Source organism: Moraxella tetraodonis (assembly GCF_022359095.1).
GTDB lineage: Bacteria > Pseudomonadota > Gammaproteobacteria > Pseudomonadales > Moraxellaceae > Faucicola > Faucicola tetraodonis.
The window spans coordinates 2,282,937-2,303,966 of record NZ_JACSYB010000001.1 but is presented as its reverse complement, the minus strand read 5'-3'; the positions used below and the strand labels follow the sequence as shown (position 1 = coordinate 2,303,966).

General features: G+C 43.3%; 19 protein-coding genes and 2 tRNA genes. 5 read left to right on the top strand and 16 right to left on the bottom strand.

Annotated elements, in window-relative coordinates:
• Positions 1 to 41: 41 nt before the first annotated feature.
• The 13 genes from rpsO to tpiA form a co-directional block, all read right to left on the bottom strand.
• Positions 42 to 311, bottom strand: a complete 270-nt coding sequence (gene rpsO, locus H9W84_RS10145; protein WP_095356547.1) for a 30S ribosomal protein S15 — start codon at positions 309 to 311, stop codon at positions 42 to 44.
• Between the two features lie 208 nt (positions 312 to 519).
• A complete protein-coding gene (locus H9W84_RS10140; protein WP_239743415.1) occupies positions 520 to 705 on the bottom strand; it encodes a hypothetical protein in 186 nt (61 codons plus the stop codon).
• A 40-nt stretch (positions 706 to 745) separates the two neighbouring features.
• The gene (locus tag H9W84_RS10135; RefSeq protein WP_188875391.1) at positions 746 to 1,270 is read right to left on the bottom strand and encodes a type 1 glutamine amidotransferase domain-containing protein; all 525 of its coding nucleotides are present in this window, start codon (positions 1,268 to 1,270) and stop codon (positions 746 to 748) included.
• A 379-nt stretch (positions 1,271 to 1,649) separates the two neighbouring features.
• Complete coding sequence (gene truB / locus H9W84_RS10130) at positions 1,650 to 2,606, bottom strand: tRNA pseudouridine(55) synthase TruB (RefSeq protein WP_239743413.1); 957 nt, start codon at positions 2,604 to 2,606, stop codon at positions 1,650 to 1,652.
• Positions 2,607 to 2,626: 20 nt separating this feature from the next.
• A complete protein-coding gene (locus H9W84_RS10125; RefSeq protein WP_239743411.1) occupies positions 2,627 to 3,643 on the bottom strand; it encodes an Lnb N-terminal periplasmic domain-containing protein in 1,017 nt (338 codons plus the stop codon).
• Positions 3,644 to 3,701: 58 nt separating this feature from the next.
• Positions 3,702 to 4,091, bottom strand: coding sequence for a ribosome-binding factor A (locus H9W84_RS10120; protein ID WP_007115084.1), 390 nt, complete (start codon positions 4,089 to 4,091; stop codon positions 3,702 to 3,704).
• A gap of 105 nt (positions 4,092 to 4,196) precedes the next feature.
• Positions 4,197 to 6,926 carry a translation initiation factor IF-2 gene (infB, locus tag H9W84_RS10115; RefSeq protein WP_239743410.1) on the bottom strand — a complete coding sequence of 910 codons (2,730 nt, stop codon included), beginning with the start codon at positions 6,924 to 6,926 and terminating at the stop codon, positions 4,197 to 4,199.
• Between the two features lie 13 nt (positions 6,927 to 6,939).
• Positions 6,940 to 8,421 (bottom strand): transcription termination factor NusA, encoded by a 1,482-nt coding sequence (nusA, locus tag H9W84_RS10110; protein ID WP_007115082.1) that lies wholly within the window; start codon positions 8,419 to 8,421, stop codon positions 6,940 to 6,942.
• A 117-nt stretch (positions 8,422 to 8,538) separates the two neighbouring features.
• Positions 8,539 to 9,048, bottom strand: a complete 510-nt coding sequence (gene rimP, locus H9W84_RS10105; protein WP_050324873.1) for a ribosome maturation factor RimP — start codon at positions 9,046 to 9,048, stop codon at positions 8,539 to 8,541.
• Positions 9,049 to 9,273: 225 nt separating this feature from the next.
• Positions 9,274 to 9,350, bottom strand: a tRNA-Met gene (locus H9W84_RS10100).
• A gap of 69 nt (positions 9,351 to 9,419) precedes the next feature.
• A tRNA-Leu gene (locus H9W84_RS10095) sits at positions 9,420 to 9,504 on the bottom strand.
• A gap of 108 nt (positions 9,505 to 9,612) precedes the next feature.
• Entirely contained in the window at positions 9,613 to 9,933 is a 321-nt protein-coding gene (secG, locus tag H9W84_RS10090; RefSeq protein ID WP_065253803.1) for a preprotein translocase subunit SecG, read from the bottom strand.
• Between the two features lie 97 nt (positions 9,934 to 10,030).
• Complete coding sequence (gene tpiA / locus H9W84_RS10085; protein ID WP_239743408.1) at positions 10,031 to 10,864, bottom strand: triose-phosphate isomerase; 834 nt, start codon at positions 10,862 to 10,864, stop codon at positions 10,031 to 10,033.
• 423 nt (positions 10,865 to 11,287) lie between these two features.
• On the opposite strand from tpiA, the gene pilB reads away from it, so the two are divergent.
• From pilB to coaE, 4 genes are read left to right on the top strand one after another with little or no spacing between them, the layout of a single operon-like run.
• Complete coding sequence (gene pilB / locus H9W84_RS10080; protein WP_239743406.1) at positions 11,288 to 12,994, top strand: type IV-A pilus assembly ATPase PilB; 1,707 nt, start codon at positions 11,288 to 11,290, stop codon at positions 12,992 to 12,994.
• A 56-nt stretch (positions 12,995 to 13,050) separates the two neighbouring features.
• Positions 13,051 to 14,274: a type II secretion system F family protein gene (locus H9W84_RS10075; protein WP_239743404.1), complete on the top strand. Its 1,224-nt coding sequence runs from the start codon at positions 13,051 to 13,053 to the stop codon at positions 14,272 to 14,274.
• A gap of 5 nt (positions 14,275 to 14,279) precedes the next feature.
• Positions 14,280 to 15,155: a prepilin peptidase gene (locus H9W84_RS10070; protein WP_239743402.1), complete on the top strand. Its 876-nt coding sequence runs from the start codon at positions 14,280 to 14,282 to the stop codon at positions 15,153 to 15,155.
• Complete coding sequence (gene coaE, locus H9W84_RS10065; protein WP_239743400.1) at positions 15,152 to 15,808, top strand: dephospho-CoA kinase; 657 nt, start codon at positions 15,152 to 15,154, stop codon at positions 15,806 to 15,808. Before H9W84_RS10070 ends, coaE begins: the two co-directional genes overlap by 4 nt.
• Before the next feature lie 57 nt (positions 15,809 to 15,865).
• Here the strand turns inward: coaE and H9W84_RS10060 are convergent, their stop codons facing one another.
• Together H9W84_RS10060 and H9W84_RS10055 are read right to left on the bottom strand one after the other, a co-directional pair.
• Positions 15,866 to 17,272, bottom strand: a complete 1,407-nt coding sequence (locus tag H9W84_RS10060; RefSeq protein ID WP_239743398.1) for a nicotinate phosphoribosyltransferase — start codon at positions 17,270 to 17,272, stop codon at positions 15,866 to 15,868.
• A gap of 69 nt (positions 17,273 to 17,341) precedes the next feature.
• Positions 17,342 to 18,445, bottom strand: coding sequence for a bifunctional nicotinamide-nucleotide adenylyltransferase/Nudix hydroxylase (locus H9W84_RS10055; RefSeq protein WP_239743396.1), 1,104 nt, complete (start codon positions 18,443 to 18,445; stop codon positions 17,342 to 17,344).
• Positions 18,446 to 18,761: 316 nt separating this feature from the next.
• Here H9W84_RS10055 and nfuA point away from each other — a divergent pair, with 316 nt between their 5' ends.
• Positions 18,762 to 19,379 carry a Fe-S biogenesis protein NfuA gene (gene nfuA, locus H9W84_RS10050; protein WP_050324879.1) on the top strand — a complete coding sequence of 206 codons (618 nt, stop codon included), beginning with the start codon at positions 18,762 to 18,764 and terminating at the stop codon, positions 19,377 to 19,379.
• Between the two features lie 133 nt (positions 19,380 to 19,512).
• On the opposite strand, the gene gltA is transcribed toward nfuA, so the two are convergent.
• Entirely contained in the window at positions 19,513 to 20,799 is a 1,287-nt protein-coding gene (gene gltA / locus H9W84_RS10045; protein ID WP_050324880.1) for a citrate synthase, read from the bottom strand.
• Between the last annotated feature and the right edge of the window lie 231 nt (positions 20,800 to 21,030).

Below are 21,030 nucleotides of genomic sequence, written 5' to 3'. Positions count from 1 at the left end.
AGCAGCCGCTGATTGAATAAAGCTCATAATGCGCTGATAAATTAGCGACGTAAGCCTAATTCATTGATCAATGCAGTATAACGGTCTGCATCTTTACGTTTTAAGTAATCAAGTAACGTACGGCGTGAGTTAACCATACGAATCAAACCACGACGGCTGTGATGGTCAGCTTTGTGTGCTTTAAAGTGTGCTTGTAAGTCATTGATACGTGCGGTTAATAACGCCACTTGAACTTCTGGAGAACCTGTGTCATTTTCAGAGCGTTTGAATTTTGCGATTACATCTGCGCGGTCTTGGTTAGTCAACATAATGTTTTCCTAGCTTTTTTAGCATAAAATGAGAAGCCTAATCGGCTATCAGTCGAGTCGATTAGTGTAAAAAAATCAGGATAACCACGCTTCTCAGTAGTTAACCTTCAAAAAGGAGCATTATTTTACCAAATATTGACCAATAAAAAAACCCTAATTTGCATTAGGGTGTTGAATTTATTAAGGCTTTTAATAAATTCAAGCTTTCAACTTACTGGTTGCCCGTAGGTTGTTTGGGTGTTTCACTATGCAGACGGTCAAGCTGCTCTTGTGGCGCGGTGGTGAGTTTATCAGAAGTCACTTCATCCGCATCATTAGGCGTAGTATCGGCAACAAACGTTGCTTCAGGCGCTTTCTTTTCCATTTTATCAATATCTGTCATGGTAGTTGGTTGCATGGCAATCTCCTTTTCTTATGGTTCTTATAGTTATTCACGCTTATTTAGTCAGTGCTTGGTCAATGGCTTCAGCAAAATCTGGAATATCTTCAGGTTGACGACTGGTAATCAAATTACCATCTATCACCACTGATTTATCTTCAAACTGTGCACCCGCATTTTTTAGGTCAGTGGCAATGGTTTTATAAGCAGTTAATTTTTTACCACGCGCAATTTCGGTATCCGCAAAAATCCACGGGGCATGACAAATCGCTGCGACAGGTTTACCTGCATTCATGAATGCTTTTACCATCGCTTGGGCATCGGTATTCGCCCGCAACACATCGGCATTGGCACCACCACCTGGTAATACAATGGCATCATAATCGGCTGCATTGGCTTCACCAATTAATAAATCAGCGGTAAAGGTGTCAGCAGGGTCAGTATGATTAAGCCCGCGTACTTGTTTTTGTGGTTGTGTGGTGATTAAAGTGGTTTGGTGACCTTTAGCTTTAAGGAGGTCATTGGTTTGGGTATATTCAACTTGTTCAAAGTCGGTATCAAGTAAAATAGCAATCTTAGCCATGGTAATTATCCTATTATTTCATTATTTAAGTTAAAGATAGTTAAAGAAAAAAATTGTTGTTGTTATCGATTCATCTGTAAGGTTGGCGCTTTATTTTGAGATTATTATTTGATTTTTCTATTTGATTTTTGATTTATTAATTATATAAAGTTCTCTAAATAAACCGCTGTATGATTCTTTATTAGCAAAGCTTGCTAAGCAAAAAAACAAGTGAATCAATACCACTAAGAATAAAGAAATCGCCGGATAAAAACTGCTAGCAAAGCGTCACGTTTTGTATCAATGCATAAAAAACGTACTCGCTTTGTGACATCACAGCGCTCATTGAGCAAATTATGTGAACACAGCAAAAAATTAGCAAGATGGTAGGTTTACTGACTTACTGTGGCGGGTTTAAATTAACCAGCTTCATCGGTTGTAAACGCCCATTGGGTTCAAGTAGTCCCGTGCCTAAAAATTGCTGCTGGGGGTCAAACAAGCGAAACGTTTGATTGGCGGTTAAGATGAGCTGCTGAGTTAACATCGTCGTTTTGACATTTAACCGTTGACCCTGTCGAATGCGCTTTGATTGGCTAGCGTCTAATACTAAGCTTGGTAGTGAGTGAACGCACGCATCCACTGCTAATAGCTTATCAAACCGGGCTGCAATATCGAGCGCTGCAAAATCGGCTAAGGTGATGGCATTAGCAATCTCAAAATCACCCGTGCGTATCCGTCTAAGTGCTGTCAGGTGTCCTAGCGTACCTAGTGCTTTGGCAATATCTTCAGCGAGCACGCGCACATAAGTGCCTTTGGAGCAAGTGACGGTTAATTGCAATTGTTGATCGGATAGGGGAGTAAGTGACAGCTCATAAATAGTGAGAGGACGTGCTGCTCGCTCCACTTCAATACCTTCACGAGCTAGTTCATACAGTTTTTTGCCGTCTTTTTTGAGCGCGGAATACATGGGCGGCACCTGCATTATCTCACCCAAAAATTGCTCAGTGACGCTTTGTAGCATCGCTTGTGTCACATTTGGCACAGGAATAGTGGCAATTATCTCACCCTCAGCATCCCCGGTATCGGTTTGCTCGCCGAGTTTAATAATGGCTTGGTAAGACTTGACCGCATCGAGTTGGTAATGGCTAAACTTGGTCGCTTCTCCCAGACAAATCGGTAGCAACCCTGTTGCCATTGGGTCAAGCGTACCGGTATGACCCGCTTTTTTACTGTCGTGCACATCAGATTTGAGCAAGTATTTAACTTTTGATACCACTTGCTGGGAGGTCATCCCTTGCGGTTTATCAATCAGTAAAACACCAGAGACGATGGATTTTGTTTTTGGTTGGGTTATCATGTTATGGATTTATCAATTCATTAAAAGTCGGTTCGAATCAGCTGCGAGTAATCAGCTGCGCTAATAGGGTGGTTGACAGAATACGGCTTTGACTTAGGGTTAATATGTGCCCGTTGTTGCCACTGCTGCAAGCTATAGCGGTTATCAATCAATTGCTGGTCATACAGATAACTGGGAATATAGCCTGATAACAAGATACGATAATCAAATGGCAAAGGTTGGATATCATCAATCAGCTCATAAATTGCCGTGGTACAGTTATTTACCAATGAATTATACCATGCCGGCTGCGTTTTTAAGGACTTAGCTTTCGCTAGGTACGCAAGCAGCAGCGCTTGAATATGGTCTTTTGGCATATTGATGGGATAAATATAAACATCTTCATGACGGATATTACTACGGGTATAAATAATATCTTTTTCATCCGCAGCGATAATCACCAATTCAAACTTGCGAAAAAATCCACCTAGCGTACTAAATTGTTCATTGACTTCTTTGCGAATCTCGATAGATAACGCAAGCTGCTTTCCATCACTAAACCCAAAACTCACTAGCGTATGGGCAATGGCATCGCCCATCCAATAAGAGGCTATAAAATCAACCGTTTGTAGTTTTGCCAAGTCGTATTGCCTAGTTTCCCAGCGCGGCTGAAAATGGGTTTTATCTTGCCAATCAAAATTTCTAACATTGCTAATGGTGAGTGTATTGCCATCACTGTCAAGCCGATAGTCTAACATTTGGGCAACTTCAGGGTTCCAATCACGCTCATTGCTAGCTGACATCGAAAAAAAACTGACAATGGCAATCGCCACCACCGCAAAAAAAATCAATAATAAAGACTGATGAGAAAGTAGGGGTGAAAATAGGGTTGGTTTGATGATACTAACCAAAACAGCGAGGGTAAAAAATACCCATACGCTAATCAGTGCCAGACTGACATATCTGCCTAAGGGCTGATGCGTCCACACAAACACCCCGACCCACAGGCTTGAGAGAATAATGACGATAAACTTAATGATACCCCAAAGTAACTGCATTCAACATCCCTGTTAATGACTCAAAGTGACAAATAAGCTTATTATAGCCTGCAACGCATCAGTCGTCTGATGGCTGACCTTCGCTACTTTGTACCGCTTTAGAAATCAGATTCATCATATAGTTAGCGTTAGCTGTCACTTCATCATAGTGAAAGCGTAGACGTGGCGTAGTGCGGGTTTTTAACAAATGACTGAGCTCAGTACGCAAAAAACCTGATGCTTTGTTCAGCACTTCTAAGCTTTCGGTATGATAATCTTTTGCCATGGCATCATCCATCGACTTTTCCATGATGGTGACATAGATATCAGCATAACCCAAATCTGGGCTGATTTTGACACTAGAAATGGTCACAAACCCAGTCAAGCGTGGGTCGTTAATCTCGTCACGAATCAAAACCGCTAGGTCGCGCTGAATTTGATCGGCAAGACGTTGTAAACGTTGATTCATTGGTAATCCTTTTTATAGTAAAAAAAGGTCTAATTAACCTAGATTAATTAGACCCCTGGGAAGGTTGCTAATAGCAAGCTGGCAGTATTAGGTTGTCAGCTTAGCTTATAAGGTACGTTTGACTTCATGAATTTCGAAGACTTCAATCTTATCGCCTTCTTTTACTTCATAACCTTTTACCGCTAGACCACACTCCATACCAGCGCGCACCTCATTAACATCCTCTTTAAAGCGACGTAATGATTGTAATTGACCAGTGAAAATAACTTGGTCATCACGCAATACCCGAATTGGCTTATTACGGATAATATTACCTTCTGTCACCATACAACCGGCTGCATAACCAAAGCGACTAGAATGGAAGACTTCACGTACTTCTGCGATACCCAAGATTTGCTCACGATGTTCTGGCGCAAGTAAACCGCTCATCGCCGCTTTCACATCATCAATCAACCCATAGATAACACTATAGTAGCGAATATCTAGGCCTGCTTCATCCGCTTTGCGCTTGGCGGCGCTATCAGCACGAACGTTGAAGCCTAATAATACCGCTTCACTTGATTCGGCGAGTACCACATCCGATTCGGTGATTGGACCGACACCCGATGAGATGACTTTAACTTTAACTTCATCCGTAGATAACTCATCAAGCGCGGTTAACAAGGCTTCTAGTGAACCTCGAACATCAGTTTTAAGAATCAAATTAACGGAAGGTAGTTTGGCATCGCTCATTTGGTCAAACAAGTTTTCTAAGCGTGATTTGGCTTGACGTTCAAGCACTTTTTCACGCTCACGCACCGTGCGATATTCTGCAACTTCGCGCGCACGTTTCTCATCTGAAACCACCATAAACTCGCTACCAGCCGCTGGTGTATCAGGCAGACCTAAGATTTCAACAGGAATCGAAGGACCCGCTGAGGTGATTTTTTGACCGTTTTCATCGGTCATAGCACGGACGCGTCCATAATATTCGCCAGCAAGTACCAAGTCACCTTGATTTAAAGTACCTTGTTTAACCAGCAAACTGACCACTGCTCCGCGACCTTTTTCAAGACGTGATTCAATTACCACACCTTGTGCTGCACCGTCAGTAGCGACTTCAAGTTCCATCACTTCTGCTTGTAGGTTAATCACTTCGAGCAATTCATCGATGCCTTGACCTGTTAACGCAGAGACTTTGACTACCGGTGTGTCACCGCCCCATTCTTCAGGAACGACTTCTTTGGTGGTTAGTTCGTTGAGGACGCGGTCTGGATCGGCGCTGTCTTTATCCATCTTGTTGATAGCCACGATAATCGGGGTACCTGCGGCACGCGCATGGTCAATCGCTTCAGCCGTCTGCGGCATCATACCGTCATCGGCTGCAACCACTAACACCACGATATCTGTCGCTTTGGCACCACGAGAACGCATCGCGGTAAATGCGGCGTGACCTGGGGTGTCTAAGAAAGTAATAACGCCTTGGTCAGTCTGCACATGATAAGCACCGATATGCTGAGTAATACCACCTGCCTCGCCCGATGCCACTTTACTTGAACGGATCTTATCGAGCAGGGACGTTTTACCGTGGTCAACGTGACCCATGATGGTAACCACAGGCGGACGAGCTTGGACGTTGCTACTTTTCTCGCCAACCGCCTCACGTAGTGAATCTTCAACTTGCGTTGAACTCACAAGCACTGGGTTATGACCCATTTCTTCAACAAGTAGGGCAGCGGTTTCTTGGTCGATGGATTCGTTTTCACGGACCAACTCGCCCATTTTCATTAACATTTTGACGACTTCGCGTACTTTGATTGCCATTTTTTGGGCAAGTTCAGACACCACGATGGTCTCACCGATTTCAACGTTATGCACGATTTTCTCAACCGGTTTTTCAAATTTGTGTCTATTGGCTTGCGATGATTTTAGGCCGCGACCACGGTTCTTAATCTCTTGCTCACCTTCATCGTCACGGCGACGACGACGGTTTTTGTTGGCAGTGCTTGCGGTGCCGCGTTTAATTTCACGGCGTTCTTGTTCAAATGAATCTTCAAGCGCTGCGCCCACCAAACCTTCTGCCAATGGTTCATCTTTTTTGACAACCATCGTAGTTTCAGTATCGGTTTCGCTATATTTACTCGCCATTTGGCGCATTTGCTCAAGGGTACGCTGCTGAGCTTCTTCAGCGGCTTTACGGCGATTTTCTGATTCGATTTGACGTAAGCGTTCTTCTTCTGCTTCACGCGCTTTGCGTTCACTATCCGATTCTTTTTTCGGCGCAGGTTTTTTGTCAGCTTTTTTGACTTCGATTGCAGCAGTTTTGTTGCCTTTTTTCACTACCACACTGGTGGTTGTGTGCTCTTTGGCAGCTTGACTACCACCACCTAAGTTAGCACGCATTGCAGCTAAAGTGGCTTGTTGACGCGCTTCAGCGGCTTGTTTGGCTTTGTCTTTTTCAGCTTGTTCTTGGGCGGCTTTTTCTTTTGCCAAACGCGCTTTTTCTTCAGCTTCTTTGGCCGCTGCTTCACGCAACGCTAGTTCTTCAGCAATTTTATTGGGATTTGGCTTATCAAATACCATTTTTTTGCGTACTTCAACATTGACACTTTTGGCTTTACCAGAAGTGCCTGTCACCCGCGCAGTAGAAGTGGTTTTGCTTTTTAAGCTAATGCGAGGTTTGTCATTTTGACCATGACTTTGTTGTAAAAAGCTGACCAGTTTTTGTTGTTCGCTATCGGTGACGATGTCATTGTCACCGCGCGCAGACAGCCCTGCCTTGACCAGTTGATTATTAATTGCTTCAACGGTCTTGTTGGTCATTGCTGCAAGTTCTTTTACGGTTTTATCTGCCATTCATACACCTTTTTTAATTAAACCATGATTCACGGGCTTTCATAATGAGCTCACCTGCGGTCTTTTCATCAAGACCTTCGATATCTTGGATATCAAAGATGGCTTGTTCGGCAAGGTCGTCGACGGTGATGACGTCACGTTCGGCAAGCTTGTAGGCCCATGCTTGAGTCATGCCTTCAAGGTTTAGAAGCTCTTGGCTTGGCTCTTTAATATTTTGTTGTTTGACCAATTCATCGGCGATTACCGCTTCTTTGGCACGTTCTTGGATTGCGTCGATGGCGTCATCATCTAGCCCATCGATGTCATAGAAAGTCTCAGCAGGGACATACGCAACTTCTTCAAGTGAGGTAAATCCAATATCCACCAAGGCTTGTGCCAAATCTTCATCGACTTCAAGACGTGTGTAGAATAGGTCGCGATACACTTTGGTTTCTGATTCTTGTTGTGCATTGTACTCGTCTTCGAGCATCATGTTAAGACGATAGCCTGTTAATTCTGATGCAAGGCGCACGTTTTGACCTTGTGAGCCAATCGCACGGGCCAGCTGATCGTTAGTGGCAAAGATGATATCTGCAGTTTTGGTATCTTCATCAAGAATAATACGATCAACATCCGCAGGTTCCAATGCGCTGATAATGTATTGCACTGCATCATCCGACCATACCACGACGTCGATACGCTCGCCTTCAAGCTCTTGTTGAACGGCTTGAATACGGGTGCCGCGCATACCAATACAAGCACCGACAGGGTCGATACGATGGTCATTGGTTTTGACTGAAATCTTAGCACGTAAGCCAGGCTGACGCGCAACATCACGAATTTCAATGATTTGCTCAGCAATCTCTGGTACTTCTTTTTGCATCAGTGCCGTCAGCATTTGTGGTGAGGTACGAGACAATACGAGCTGAGCACCACGGTTATCACGATTGACTTGCTCTAAAATCGCATTGATACGACCTTTGATACGTAGCTGCTCACGGGGCAACATTTTATCGCGTGGTAGATAGCCTTCGACATTATCGCCCAAATCAATGATATAACCATCGCGCGCCGGTTTTTTGACTTCACCCGTAATCATCTCGCCGATACGATGTTCAAACGCATCTGCCACCAGTGAACGTTCAGCTTCACGGATTTTTTGAATAATGACTTGTTTGGCTTGGGTAGCAGCAATACGACCAAATTCAATGGATTCGATTTGTTCTTCTTTGACGTCGCCGATTTTCCACTCGTTTTCATCCAAATCGCTAATCGCTAGCTGACAGGCAGGCATTTCATGATCTTCATCTGCCACTACTGTCCAATAACGGTAAGTGTCATAGTCGCCCGTTTTGCGATTAATATGCACGCGCACGGCAACTTCAGGCTGCTCACTATAAACTTTCTTTTTGGTCGATACCACCAAGGCTTGCTCAATCGCTTCAAAAATGTCTTCAGGATTTAAGCCTTTTTCATTACTGACGGTTTCAACGACCGTTAAAATTTCTCGATTCATGTAATCACCTATAATTTAAGTCATTCTAGACTTTATTCTTTAAAATCTTGCTTTTAGCTAGAAGAAAGTTAGCTAGAAGACATAGCGTAAAAAAGGCGTTAACCCCAAATTAAAAAGCTAAAATTGGTAGACCAAATTGGCTTTATCAATATTATCAAGCTCGATGGTTAAAAGTTGGTCATTGACTTGATCATTTTCGGTTTTGACCGTCAACTGGCGCTCGTCAATATTGACCAATTCGCCTGTTACTTTACGGCGCTTATCACTACCTTGTCCAATTGCATGAATCAATCGTAAGCTGAGGGTTTGCCCTACATAGTCATGCAGCTGCTCAGCAGAAAAAAACGCGCGGTCTAAACCGGGTGAAGAGACCTCAAGTAGATACTCGCCTGCAATCGGGTCGTGTAAGTCTAACACACCACCGACTTGGTGGGTGACCGCAGCACAGTCTTCAATGGTGACTTGTTTGCCTTCGGCACGGTCTTCAGGTAGTGCTTCAATATAAATACGAAGAAGAGAGCGTCGACCTTGTGGTACAAATTCAATACCCCACAAGCTCACATCACAGGCAGTTACTGCTGGCTCAATGATTTGGGTCAGTTCAGCAACTTTCGTTGATAGTTTCATGATATCCTTTAGAGTTGATTATTAACATCTTTGTTGATTTTAAAAGCTGATTTTAAAAATTGGCAAATTACTAAAACGCAACCGCTAATTTAGCAAAACTTAAGTTTTTTCGAAACCAACAGATACAAAAAAACCCACAAACTAATTGGTGGGCTTTTAAATCAATAAAAGTGTGTCTAAATTGATTTTTCTAGTAATGATACCAAAGCAATGCTACTAGAAAAGTGGTAGCGGGGGCTGGATTTGAACCAACGACCTTCGGGTTATGAGCCCGACGAGCTACCAGACTGCTCCACCCCGCAACAATTTAGAGAGCGTATTATAGAGTGAGATATTAATCTTGTCAATAGTTATTTAAAATTAATTTTAGTTGGTGCGAATGGAGGGACTCGAACCCTCACACCTTGCGGCACTACCACCTCAAGGTAGCGTGTCTACCAATTCCACCACAATCGCAAAAAACCAAACTACTTTAACCAAGCTGTTTTTTAAAAAACAACACTCTAAAATAGACGCTGTATTCTAGGTCAAAACTACCAATAACGCAACATTTTTTTTAATAACTTATTTGGCAGGTGTAGGCGTCGTTGGAGTAGGGCTTGCAGGCGCAGTACTAGTCGCTAGGCTAGTATCAAGAGTACGACTAGATAGCGATTGCTGTTTAGCAAATACTGCCAGTGTCATACTGGTGATAAAGAAGATTGCTGTTAAAACCGCCGTCAAGCGCGTCAAAAAGTTGGCAGAGCCAGACGCACCAAATACGGTTGCCGAACCACCTGCACCAAATGAAGCGCCCGCATCGGCACCTTTACCATGTTGAACCAAAATCAGACCAATCATTGAAATCGCGACAATGATATGAACCACTAAAATTGCATTATACATACTTATCTCTACAAAACTTGATAGCACTGATGCCCAACAAGAACGCTGTCAGTGGCAAAAGTAAGAAATTTTAAATAGGTGATATTTTACCTTAAATTTAGGCAAACGCTTGAATAATTTGTGTAAAGCTCGTCGCGTCTAGTGATGCCCCGCCTACCAACACCCCATTTACATTTGGGCATTGGGCGATTTCTGCGGCATTATCCGCTTTCACGCTGCCGCCATACAATATCGGTGTGGTCGTTAAAGAGGCATCGATGTCTGTCAAGGTGGTGTTGATAAAAGCATGAATATTTTGTACTTCTTGTATGGTTGGGATTTTACCTGTACCAATCGCCCAAACGGGTTCATAAGCAATAATCAATCGCGATGCTAAGTTATTCAATTGGGCGTTTTCAGATTGGGTATTAGCAAATTCAGCGGCTAGTTGTTTAACTACCGTTAATTGTGCTGCTAGCACATCTTGGGTCTGATTTTGCTCATACTGGGCTTGTGTTTCACCGATACAAAAAACAACGGTTAAATCATGTGCAAAGGCATTGCGAATTTTTCGGATTAAACAAGCATCATCTTCATTAAAATATTGACGGCGTTCTGAATGTCCGACTAAGACATAATTTACTTGAGCGTCCTTGAGCTGAGCACCCGAAACTTCCCCAGTAAACGCGCCTTTATCGGCGTGTTGTGCACATAAGTTTTGCGCAGCTAGCCCGATGTTCAATGACCCATGTTGAATGGCTTGTTGCGTGGTCGATAAATGCATAAAACTCGGCGCAATAACCACGTTACAGCTTTGCAGTGCATCTGCAGGTAGCTGCTGCTGTAAATCGGTCATAAGGGCTGTGACAGTCAGCTGTGTGCTAGGATTCATTTTCCAATTAGCAATCACCCAAGAATTCTGCCAATTTGCTACATAATCAGATGCTTTCATAATGTCCCTGTCAATTGAGTTAAGTGGTTATCTATGGATTTGCAAAGTATAAATGTCAAGATAACATTAAAATATAAGTAACGCTATTTAACATATCATGATGTAAAACATCACCATTTAAAGATATCAAGATATGAAAATAGGAGTATTTAAAATATCAGGCGTAAAATGGTACGTATTATATAAGCAATTGGCGCGATTTGCCGAATAAATTATTGGGTTACGCAAGTGAGGTGTTTAAAGAAGGGATAAAGTATAACAACAGTTTTATGAAGGTTGATGGATAGAGATAAAATGCGATAACAAATTATTTATCGCTGAATTCACGGATTTGTCGAGAATGATTTGTTAATATATAAATGAATAGTTTACACTAACAAACATTAGCCCATTTGAATCAATATTGAGTAAACGAGAAAAACGATGGCGGCATCCCTTCCTGGTTTTGGTGGCATTGCCTCGCGATTAGTGCATGAAGGACTAATTAGCGAAGCGGCAATGCAAAAAGTATTGGCAGAATCGCAGCAGCAAAAAATAAATTTAATCGCCTATGTGGTTGATAATAAGCTTGCGCAAGCTGACGCGGTAGCGTGGGTAATTTCGCGAGAATTTGGCGACCCACTCATTGATTTGGATGCCATCAATGTCAACTATATTCCAAAAGAAGCGGTTGATGAAAAAATTATTCGCGAATTTAATATTCTGCCGATTTTTCAACGAGGTAGTCGCTTATTTGTTGCCATGAGTGACCCGACGCGGGTAGATGCTTTAGACGCGCTGCGATTTGGTACAAGGTTTAACGTGGAAACAGTGGTTGCCGAACACCACAAAATCAAATCACTCATCGAAAAAATCTTTACTACCAGCAATTTAGCTGATTTTGATGATATGGAAGCGGTGGAGTTTGATGAAACCCGTGCCGATGACGACAGTAGTGCCACCAGTCATTTAGATGTCAATGATGAAGCGCCTGTCGTCAAGTTCGTTAATGGGATGCTTATCAAAGCCATTACCATGGGCGCCTCAGACTTACACTTTGAACCCTATGAAAAATCTTATCGCGTGCGTTTTCGTATTGATGGCGTGTTACAAAAAATGGCAAATCCACCAACGCAGCTATCAGGTAAAATCGCTGCCCGCCTGAAAGTCATGTCACAAATGGACATCTCTGAACGCCGCGTGCCACAAGATGGTCGTATCAAGTTAAAAATTTCCAAGGATAAGGCGATTGATTTTCGTGTCAACTCATTGCCAACCTTATTTGGTGAAAAAATCGTACTGCGTATTTTAGACCCATCATCAGCGATGCTAGGCATTGATGCACTCGGCTATGAGCCGGACCAAAAGCAGCTATTTATGGATGCGCTGGCAAAACCGCAAGGGATGTTATTGATTACCGGCCCTACTGGTTCGGGTAAAACCGTCTCCTTGTATACGGGGCTTAATATCTTAAACACGGTTGAGACCAATATTTCCACCGCAGAGGATCCCGTTGAGATTAACCTTGAAGGCATCAATCAGGTCAATGTGAACAATAAAGTTGGCTTGACCTTTGCCAGTGCGCTCAAATCATTCTTGCGTCAAGACCCTGATATTGTGATGGTCGGTGAGATTCGTGACTTGGAAACGGCTGAAATTGCTGTCAAAGCTGCCCAAACAGGGCATATGGTGCTGTCAACCTTGCATACCAACTCAGCGCCAGAAACCTTAACGCGTCTGCGTAATATGGGTGTGGCATCTTTTAACATTGCCACCTCAGTCAATTTGGTAATCGCACAGCGCTTAGCACGTCGCCTATGTAAATCCTGCAAAAAACCGACAGATGTACCAAAAAATAGCTTGCTTGAAATGGGCTTTACGGAAGAAGATTTGGCAGATCCCAGCAATGTCATTTATGAGCCCGTTGGCTGCTCTGAATGCCGCGATGGCTATAAAGGACGTGTTGGTATTTATGAAGTCATGAAAGTAACACCAGAGATTGCCCGAATTATTATGGAAGACGGCAATGCTATTGAGATTAAAGACGCTGCTTTAAAGCAAGGGTTTAGGGATTTAAGGCGCTCTGGCATTTTAAAGGTCCTACAAGGCACGACCAGTATCCAAGAGATGTATCGAGTTACTAGCGAATAGTGCGTTTTTCATCCGTCTTTATTGAAGATTAGTTCAGATAGTAAGGGGTTAAGGGTATGGCAAAAGTCCAAACAGAAATGTTATTAGACTTTGTCTATGATGGGGTCAATCGCCGGGGCGAGAAAGTCAAAGGCGAAACCACCAGCCGCAATATTGAGCTGGCAAAGGCGCAACTACGTAAGCAGGGCATCCAAGTCAAGACGATTAAGAAAAAACCTAAGCCTATTTTTCAAATGAAAAAAAGCATCAAGGCAATTGATATTGCTATCTTTGTGCGTCAGTTGGCTACGATGATGAAAGCGGGCGTCCCCCTTACTCAGTCGTTTGAAATCGTTGCAGACGCGCTCGATAGCCCGTCAATGAAAGAGTTGGTGCTTAGTGTCAAGTCAGAAGTGGAATCAGGAAGCACCTTTGCTGCAGCGCTGCGCAAACATCCCAGGTATTTTGATGACCTGTTTTGTTCATTAGTAGAGGCAGGTGAGCAATCAGGTGCGCTTGAAACCATGCTTGAGCGTGTCGCGACGTACAAAGAAAAAAGCGAGCTACTAAAAGCAAAAATTAAAAAAGCCTTGAAATATCCGATTGCAGTTATCGTGGTTGCGATTATCGTTACCATTATTTTGCTGGTCAAAGTGGTACCGGTATTTGCTGATTTATTCCATTCATTTGGCGCAGAATTACCCGCGTTTACCCGGATGGTAGTCAGTATGTCAGAGTGGATGCAAAAATGGTGGTGGTTATTGCTATTTAGCATTGCAGGTGCTGTTGTTGGCTTTTCTGAAGCTAAAAAACGTAGCAAGCCCTTTAATGATTTTTTAGACCGACTTACCTTAAAATTGCCAATCTTTGGCAATATTGCTTATCAAGCGGTGGTTGCCCGTTTTTCCCGCACCTTATCTACCACTTTTGCGGCAGGTGTGCCGCTGATTGATGCGTTAGATTCAACCGCTGGAGCAACCAATAATGTGGTGTTTTATAATGCCACGCAAAAAATTAAAGGCGATGTTGCGACGGGTCAACAGCTGCAGTTTTCGATGCGTTCTACTAATCTTTTTCCCAGTATGGCTATTCAAATGGTCGGTATTGGTGAGGAGTCAGGTAGTCTAGAGGAAATGCTTGATAAAGTGGCGACTTATTATGAAAACGAAGTGGATAACGCCGTAGACGGGTTAACAAGTCTGATGGAACCGATGATTATGGCTATTTTGGGGGTGCTGGTAGGGGGTCTGGTGATTGCCATGTATCTACCAATTTTCCAAATGGGCTCGGTGGTGGGCTAAATACGATGGGGATTTTTTCAGATTTTATTTTGTTACTACAACAGTCGCAATGGCTGACGTTGATTATGGTATCAATCTTGGGCTTGTGTGTGGGTAGTTTTTTAAATGTGGTGATTTATCGCACGCCTTTGATGATGGAGCAGCAGTGGAAGAAAGAATGCCAGCTATTGCTTCATCCAGAAAGCGTTATTGACAATCATGAATCGATGACCTTAAGCCGTCCTGCTTCTCGTTGCCCGCATTGTGGGCATTCAATACGTTGGTTTGAAAATATGCCTGTTATTAGTTGGCTACTGCTAAAAGGAAAATGTAGTCAGTGTCATCACGCCATTAGTTATCGCTATCCGCTTGTGGAAATCATCACCGCTATTTTATCTGTGCTGGTGGTGATGAAATTTGGTGTTACTTGGCAAGCGCTGGCAGGATTAGCACTCACATGGACATTAGTTGCTTTAACAGGCATTGATTTTGATACCCAATTGTTACCTGACCGATTTACATTGCCGTTAGCGGGACTGGGCTTATTTGTCAATGCCTTTGGCTTATTTGTTAGCCCCACAGCGGCTATTTTTGGCTATGTGTTTGGGTTTTTATGCCTGTGGATTGTCTACCAACTGTTTTTGCTGATTACGGGCAAGCACGGGATGGGGCATGGCGATTTTAAATTATTAGCGGCTTTGGGGGCTTGGCTAGGGCCTTTGATGCTACCCTTAGTTGTGCTTTTATCGGCGTTTGTCGGCTCGGTTGTGGGTGTGATATTGATGAAGCGCTCAGGTGAAAGCAAACCTTTTGCTTTTGGACCTTATATCGCGATTGCCGGCATGATAGCACTTTTGTATGGGCAATCAATAATGTCGTGGTATCTAGGTAAAATGTCATGACGTCATTTATGGGTCAATTATCCGTGAATCAGGGAGGGATTGCTATGTTGGTAGTGGGGCTTACAGGTGGCATCGGTAGTGGTAAATCACAAGTGAGCCGTTGGTTTGCTGAGCATGGAATTGTCACTATTGATGCAGACGTATTGGCACGTGAAGTCGTTGCCAAAGGTACGCCAACGCTAAAAAAAATTGTCGCCAAATTTGGTGATTGGGTGATTGATGAGGCAGGTGAACTTAATCGCCGTGCCATGCGAGAGCATGTATTTGGTAGCGCGCAAGCGTTAATGGATTTGGAACAAATTACCCATCCTGCCATTCGCAGCCGTGCCAAAGAATTACTAGCAACTGCCCAGTCACCCTATGTAATTTTGGTAGCACCCTTACTGCTAGAAGCCTCCGAAGCAGGATTAGCCAATCTGTGTGATCGAATATTGGTGGTCGATAGTCATGAGTCCTTGCAGATTGAGCGCGCCAGTCAACGTGATGGTCAAACGCCTGAACGTATTCAAAATATCATGGCGAATCAACTGTCGCGTCATGACAGACTCAGACAAGCCGATGACATTGTCGACAACAACGGTAGCTTAGACGATTTGTATTTAAAACTTGAACAGTTGCACCAAAAATATTTGGCAATGGCAGGGGTTAATTAGCTTTAACGATAAAGAGCCGTCTGTTTAAGACGGCTGTTGATATTGCGACAAGTTCAATTATGATTTTACCGATGAGCGTTGACGAATCGCAGTCAGCGTATCATCAACTAGTAAATCACCGTTCAAAAATACATCTTGCAACAAATTATTTTGCTCAGCAAGCTCATCTTCACGCAGCGTCATATAACTACCCTGATGTTTGACCAAGGCTAAACGCCCGCGTTTGCTGCGTTTGCTCACACTGGTAATCGGGTCTTTATACACGTCTCGCCAAAAACCGTCCACCCGTGCGCTGCTGGTCTTCATGGCAAAATTCAAAGTATCGCGGTTGACTTGTTGCAGTAGCCCGCCACCCATCCCAAAGGTGATATTATCACTACTAAAGCCTGCTTTAATCACCGCATCAATAATTTTACCCATGCTGGTGGGATTAATACCATCCCCTTGGATAAGCCGCACATAGCTTGGCAGTAATTTATAGCCTTTTGAGTTGGTGGTGGTGCCAAATTTTGCTGCAAGGCGCTGCAGGGCTTCACGCACCACTTTAATCGGATCGCCACTATCAGGGCGAATGACCAACGTGCCGCCTGTTTGCGCCACTTTTTCTTTTAGCTCACCACCCCAAATATTATCAATGGCATTCCATAAATCGTAGCTATCACTCACCACCGCAAAGGTCTTACCTTCACCGCCAAATTTGGCAATCATATTGCCATAGGCATCCGCCTCATGCTCACGTCCCCAAGTGGTCATGGTGCTATGTTCTGCTGCGGGAATGGAAAAAGCAGCCATGTCATTTTGCATACCATACCAACGATTGGCAGCCACAATCGCACTTAAGGTATCCGTACCCGAAAAATTTACCAAGTGCGCCAGCGCGCCAAGCGCAGCCGATTCAAGGCTGGACACCCCACGGGCGCCAAAATCATGCAATTTAAACGGTAAATTATTTAAGTTATCAGCCGATTTTTCCAAGCCTGCTTTGATGATTTGCTTACAATAATAAGAAAGGCTTGCCACAGTGCTAGGATACCAAATAGCGCGCAATAGCGTGGTTTCGATATAGCTCGTCAACCAGTAAAACTCAGGGTCGGTATTTACCACCTGACACAATACTTGACCCGTTGGTACCACCATACCTTCTGGTATCGCTTGAATGCGAAGTGGTAATAGACCGCCATGTTTGGCGACTAATTGTCGCCAGCCTGCTTCATTAAATGGTACGCCATGAGCAGCAAGTAGCACTTTGGCTTCATCTATATCAGCGTGGGTGATGGGTTTGGTAAGATACTGTTTTAAAAAAGCTTGTAGACCAAAAAATAGCACATTTTCAAAGTTACTATTGCCGCCACGCGCTTCAATATAGCTAGATACGTACTCGGTATTTGGTGGATATTGCAGCCAATGCGACGTCTTATAGCTGTCAGTATTTAAAATAAAATTGTCAAAATTTTGACTAAACATCACAGAACTCCTCTGGTGATTGCTTGCGCAGGTTAAAACCAAACCGTCTATCAGTTTGGCGGGAAAAAATCAGAGACCGACCATTTTACAAATAATGGCATAATGGTCTTCAAACAGTTTATCGGCTCTTAATTCAGCCAAGGGTAGCCAAAACGCTTTTTTGGCATCATCGCCACCTTTCACTGATGGTAAGCCTTTGGGGTCGTTTTTGAGCATAAAGTAAAACGCTTGGGTGATGGTACGACCACGAGCCGAGCGATACGGGTCATCAAAGGTGTGTTGACTATGGCGCGAACCGCGCAGAACCGCTTCAGGCACTTTTAACCGAGTCTCTTCACGTAGCTCACGAATACAGGCGTCAAATAGTGTCTCTTTAGGGTCAATAAAGCCACCAGGCAATGCCCATAGCCCTTGACCTGGCATACCACGACGCTCAACCAATAAGATGTGTCCTGATTGAATGACCACGGCATCAACCGTCATAAAGGTGGGTGGGTAGGGGCTTGATTCCCATTGTTTTTTGTATTTATCAATGAAGCCAGCCTCTTCGTGTAGGCGTTTATATGCTTCGGTCTTTTTAAATGCCTTCATGACATCAGTTGTCGATTGCGGTACCGTATCGGTTAACGGATCGGCACCCAGCAAAAAGCCTTCGCGAATTGGCGTGGCAGACAACTCATGAAAATTCGGCACAGCCACTGACTGCCAATTTGGGAAAAGTGACAAGTAATACGATGAGCTGTCTTTTGAATGTCCAATCAGACCAATATTGGCGTTTAAATCACCGGTAACCGACTTCACACACTGCTGCACGTACTGAAGCCATTTTGTGTCATTGTATAAGGCATCATCCAAACCGACACAATGTATGCGTTTGGCGTCTTTTTTGTCAAAGGCGCCCAAAATCATTTGGCTACGCGCTTCGACACTAAAGCTATTGCGAATACTACTTGGCAAATTGGCAGAGCCAATGAGCATAATCACATTTTCAGCAAGCTTTAATGCTTCATCGACAACCGATTTATGACCTAAGTGAAACGGCTGAAAACGCCCGATAAACACCAAATAATCATATTGATAACCTTTTTTATTTTTGGGTGTGCTAAAACGCCCTTTATCTTCGGTAACGTCGTTTTTAGTAACCGTGATAGTGTCAGTCGTTTTATTTGGCATGACGCAAACTCCTTGCGAATGATAACGCCCTCGGTCTATCCAATAGCGTTTTGGTGATAAAGTTCGGTGATAAAGCATGGTTTTTTAACTATCTTGCCTAAACTTTCCAGCCATGCCAAGTTATTTTTGGTTAAAGATAATGGCTAGATTCAAGTTTTGGCTTAGCTAAAAAATATTGTGACGACAAAATATTGTGACGACAAAATATTGTGACGACCCTTGATAAGCCAAAAAACCACCCCCAATAAAATCCGAGTAAATTACTCAAGTTTATGCTAAAATATGGGTAAAAATTGATGACAAGCTAGGGTGACATATGAGCGATACAGAAAAAACCACAAATATCAAAATTACCGATTCAGCGCAAGGTTATCTGACTGAGTTGTTGGCAAAACAAAATACTGACGGCATCGGCGTACGTATTTTTGTTGAACATCCAGGCACGCCGCGAGCAGAATGCTGTATGTCATATAGCCAGCCAGATGAACACAATCCGGATGATTTAAAATTGGATTATGAGACATTCACCGCTTATATAGATACCCCATCTATTCCTTATCTTGAAGATGCAGTGATTGATTACAATAAAGACCGTTTTGGCGGTCAATTGACATTCCGTGCACCCAACTCAAAAGTGCCAAAACTGGGTGAAAATGCGAGCCTAGAGGAGCGTATTAATTACGTGTTGTCTTCAGAAATCAATCCAAATCTAGCGTCGCATGGGGGTAACGTGCAATTGGTGGATTTGGTACATGAAGAAGGGGTTGGTATCACCGCCGTGCTTAAATTTGGCGGCGGCTGTCAGGGCTGCTCTGCAGTTGATATGACGCTAAAACAAGGGGTTGAAGTCTCGCTAAAACAGCAAATACCAGAATTAACCCAAGTGATTGATGAGACCGACCATACTTATACTGCCAATGCGTTTTATAAGTAAGGTGAAGTGATTAGCAAGTTATAGTTAAATGAAAAGGGCGTTGCAAAACGTCCTTTTTTATTGATTAACATCTAATAATAAAAAACCCAGTGTAACACTGGGTTTTGGTTCGAAACATTTTTGAAGCATTGGCTTAGTCGCGGTCTTCAACAGCCACAAAATCACGCTGGGTGTAGCCAGTATATAACTGACGTGGACGACCGATTTTGTAAGGTGCAGAGTGCATTTCTAACCAGTGGCTGATCCAACCAGAAGTACGTGCTAAAGCAAAGATTACGGTAAACATAGAGGTTGGAATACCGATGGCTTTTAGAATGATACCTGAGTAGAAGTCAACATTTGGATATAAGTTACGCTCTTTAAAGTACGGGTCATTCAAGGCGATTTGTTCAAGCTTCATCGCAAGTTCAAGTTGTGGATCTTTGATGCCAAGCTCGCCCAATACTTCGTCACAAGTTTCTTTCATCACTTTGGCGCGTGGGTCAAAGTTTTTATAAACACGGTGACCAAAGCCCATCAATTTCACTTCTTTACGTTTTACTTTTTCCATGAATTCGTCAACGTTGTCTACGCTGCCGATTTCATCAAGCATTTTAAGTACAGCTTCGTTGGCACCACCGTGCGCAGGTCCCCAAAGAGCCGCGATACCTGCCGCGATACAAGCGTATGGGTTAGCGCCCGTAGAACCTGCTAGACGTACAGTTGACGTAGAGGCATTTTGTTCGTGGTCAGCATGCAAGGTAAAGATTTTGTCCATCGCTTTTGCAAGGATTGGATTGACTTGATAGTTAACATCCGCTGGGGTTGCAAACATCATGTGTAAGAAGTTTTCAGCGTAGTTTAAATCATTACGCGGATACATGAATGGTTGACCATTGCTGTATTTGTAGCACATTGCGGCGATAGTAGGGACTTTAGCAATCAAACGAATCGCAGTGATTTCACGATGGTCCTGCTTGCTCACATCAAGATTGTTGTGGTAGAACGCAGATAATGCACCCATCACACCGACCATAATCGCCATCGGATGAGCGTCACGGCGGAAACCTTCAAAGAAGCGACGTAATTGGTCATTCACCATTGAATGTTTACGAACTTTTTCGTAGAAGTCAGCTTTTTGCTCAGCATTGGGTAATTCACCATGAATAAGTGCATACGCAACTTCTAAGTATTCTGCTTTATCAGCTAATTGGTCAATTGGATAACCACGGTGTAACAAGATACCTTTGTCACCATCAATGAAGGTGATTTTTGACTCAGTGGAAGCGGTTGACATGAAACCTGGATCGTATGTCCAAAAACCAGCTTGGGGTACGGCCTTAATATCGAGTACAGGATCGCCTAATGTTCCTTCAATGATAGGAAGCTCATAGTCCTGGCCATTGACGTGCAAGGTTGCAATATTGTCTTTCTCTGACATAAAATCCTCTCAGACGTGTAAAAAAAGAAGACCTATACTTGCTCAAATGCATTGGCGCAATGACAAGGATAGGTGACTGCCCCGCCACACAGAGACGTGCAGGGCGACTTTAATAGCGAAAAAATAGCGAAAACCCAAAACTAAAACATATCTATATTAACAGCATTTTTGCCAAAAATGAAAGTAAATTTACGCCTTACGCGTACAAACAGTTAGTTATAATTAACAGCA

Bases quoted from the DNA above. Each gene is read 5' to 3' on its own strand.
- coaE (WP_239743400.1), top strand. From the start codon at position 15,152: ATGACGTCATTTATGGGTCAATTATCCGTGAATCAGGGAGGGATTGCT.
- nusA (WP_007115082.1), bottom strand. From the start codon at position 8,421: ATGAATCGAGAAATTTTAACGGTCGTTGAAACCGTCAGTAATGAAAAA.
- pilB (WP_239743406.1), top strand. From the start codon at position 11,288: ATGGCGGCATCCCTTCCTGGTTTTGGTGGCATTGCCTCGCGATTAGTG.
- nfuA (WP_050324879.1), top strand. From the start codon at position 18,762: ATGAGCGATACAGAAAAAACCACAAATATCAAAATTACCGATTCAGCG.
- H9W84_RS10125 (WP_239743411.1), bottom strand. From the start codon at position 3,643: ATGCAGTTACTTTGGGGTATCATTAAGTTTATCGTCATTATTCTCTCA.
- tpiA (WP_239743408.1), bottom strand. From the start codon at position 10,864: ATGAAAGCATCTGATTATGTAGCAAATTGGCAGAATTCTTGGGTGATT.
- infB (WP_239743410.1), bottom strand. From the start codon at position 6,926: ATGGCAGATAAAACCGTAAAAGAACTTGCAGCAATGACCAACAAGACC.
- H9W84_RS10120 (WP_007115084.1), bottom strand. From the start codon at position 4,091: ATGAATCAACGTTTACAACGTCTTGCCGATCAAATTCAGCGCGACCTA.
- gltA (WP_050324880.1), bottom strand. From the start codon at position 20,799: ATGTCAGAGAAAGACAATATTGCAACCTTGCACGTCAATGGCCAGGAC.
- rimP (WP_050324873.1), bottom strand. From the start codon at position 9,048: ATGAAACTATCAACGAAAGTTGCTGAACTGACCCAAATCATTGAGCCA.
- secG (WP_065253803.1), bottom strand. From the start codon at position 9,933: ATGTATAATGCAATTTTAGTGGTTCATATCATTGTCGCGATTTCAATG.
- H9W84_RS10135 (WP_188875391.1), bottom strand. From the start codon at position 1,270: ATGGCTAAGATTGCTATTTTACTTGATACCGACTTTGAACAAGTTGAA.
- H9W84_RS10070 (WP_239743402.1), top strand. From the start codon at position 14,280: ATGGGGATTTTTTCAGATTTTATTTTGTTACTACAACAGTCGCAATGG.
- H9W84_RS10140 (WP_239743415.1), bottom strand. From the start codon at position 705: ATGCAACCAACTACCATGACAGATATTGATAAAATGGAAAAGAAAGCG.
- H9W84_RS10075 (WP_239743404.1), top strand. From the start codon at position 13,051: ATGGCAAAAGTCCAAACAGAAATGTTATTAGACTTTGTCTATGATGGG.
- H9W84_RS10060 (WP_239743398.1), bottom strand. From the start codon at position 17,272: ATGTTTAGTCAAAATTTTGACAATTTTATTTTAAATACTGACAGCTAT.
- truB (WP_239743413.1), bottom strand. From the start codon at position 2,606: ATGATAACCCAACCAAAAACAAAATCCATCGTCTCTGGTGTTTTACTG.
- H9W84_RS10055 (WP_239743396.1), bottom strand. From the start codon at position 18,445: ATGCCAAATAAAACGACTGACACTATCACGGTTACTAAAAACGACGTT.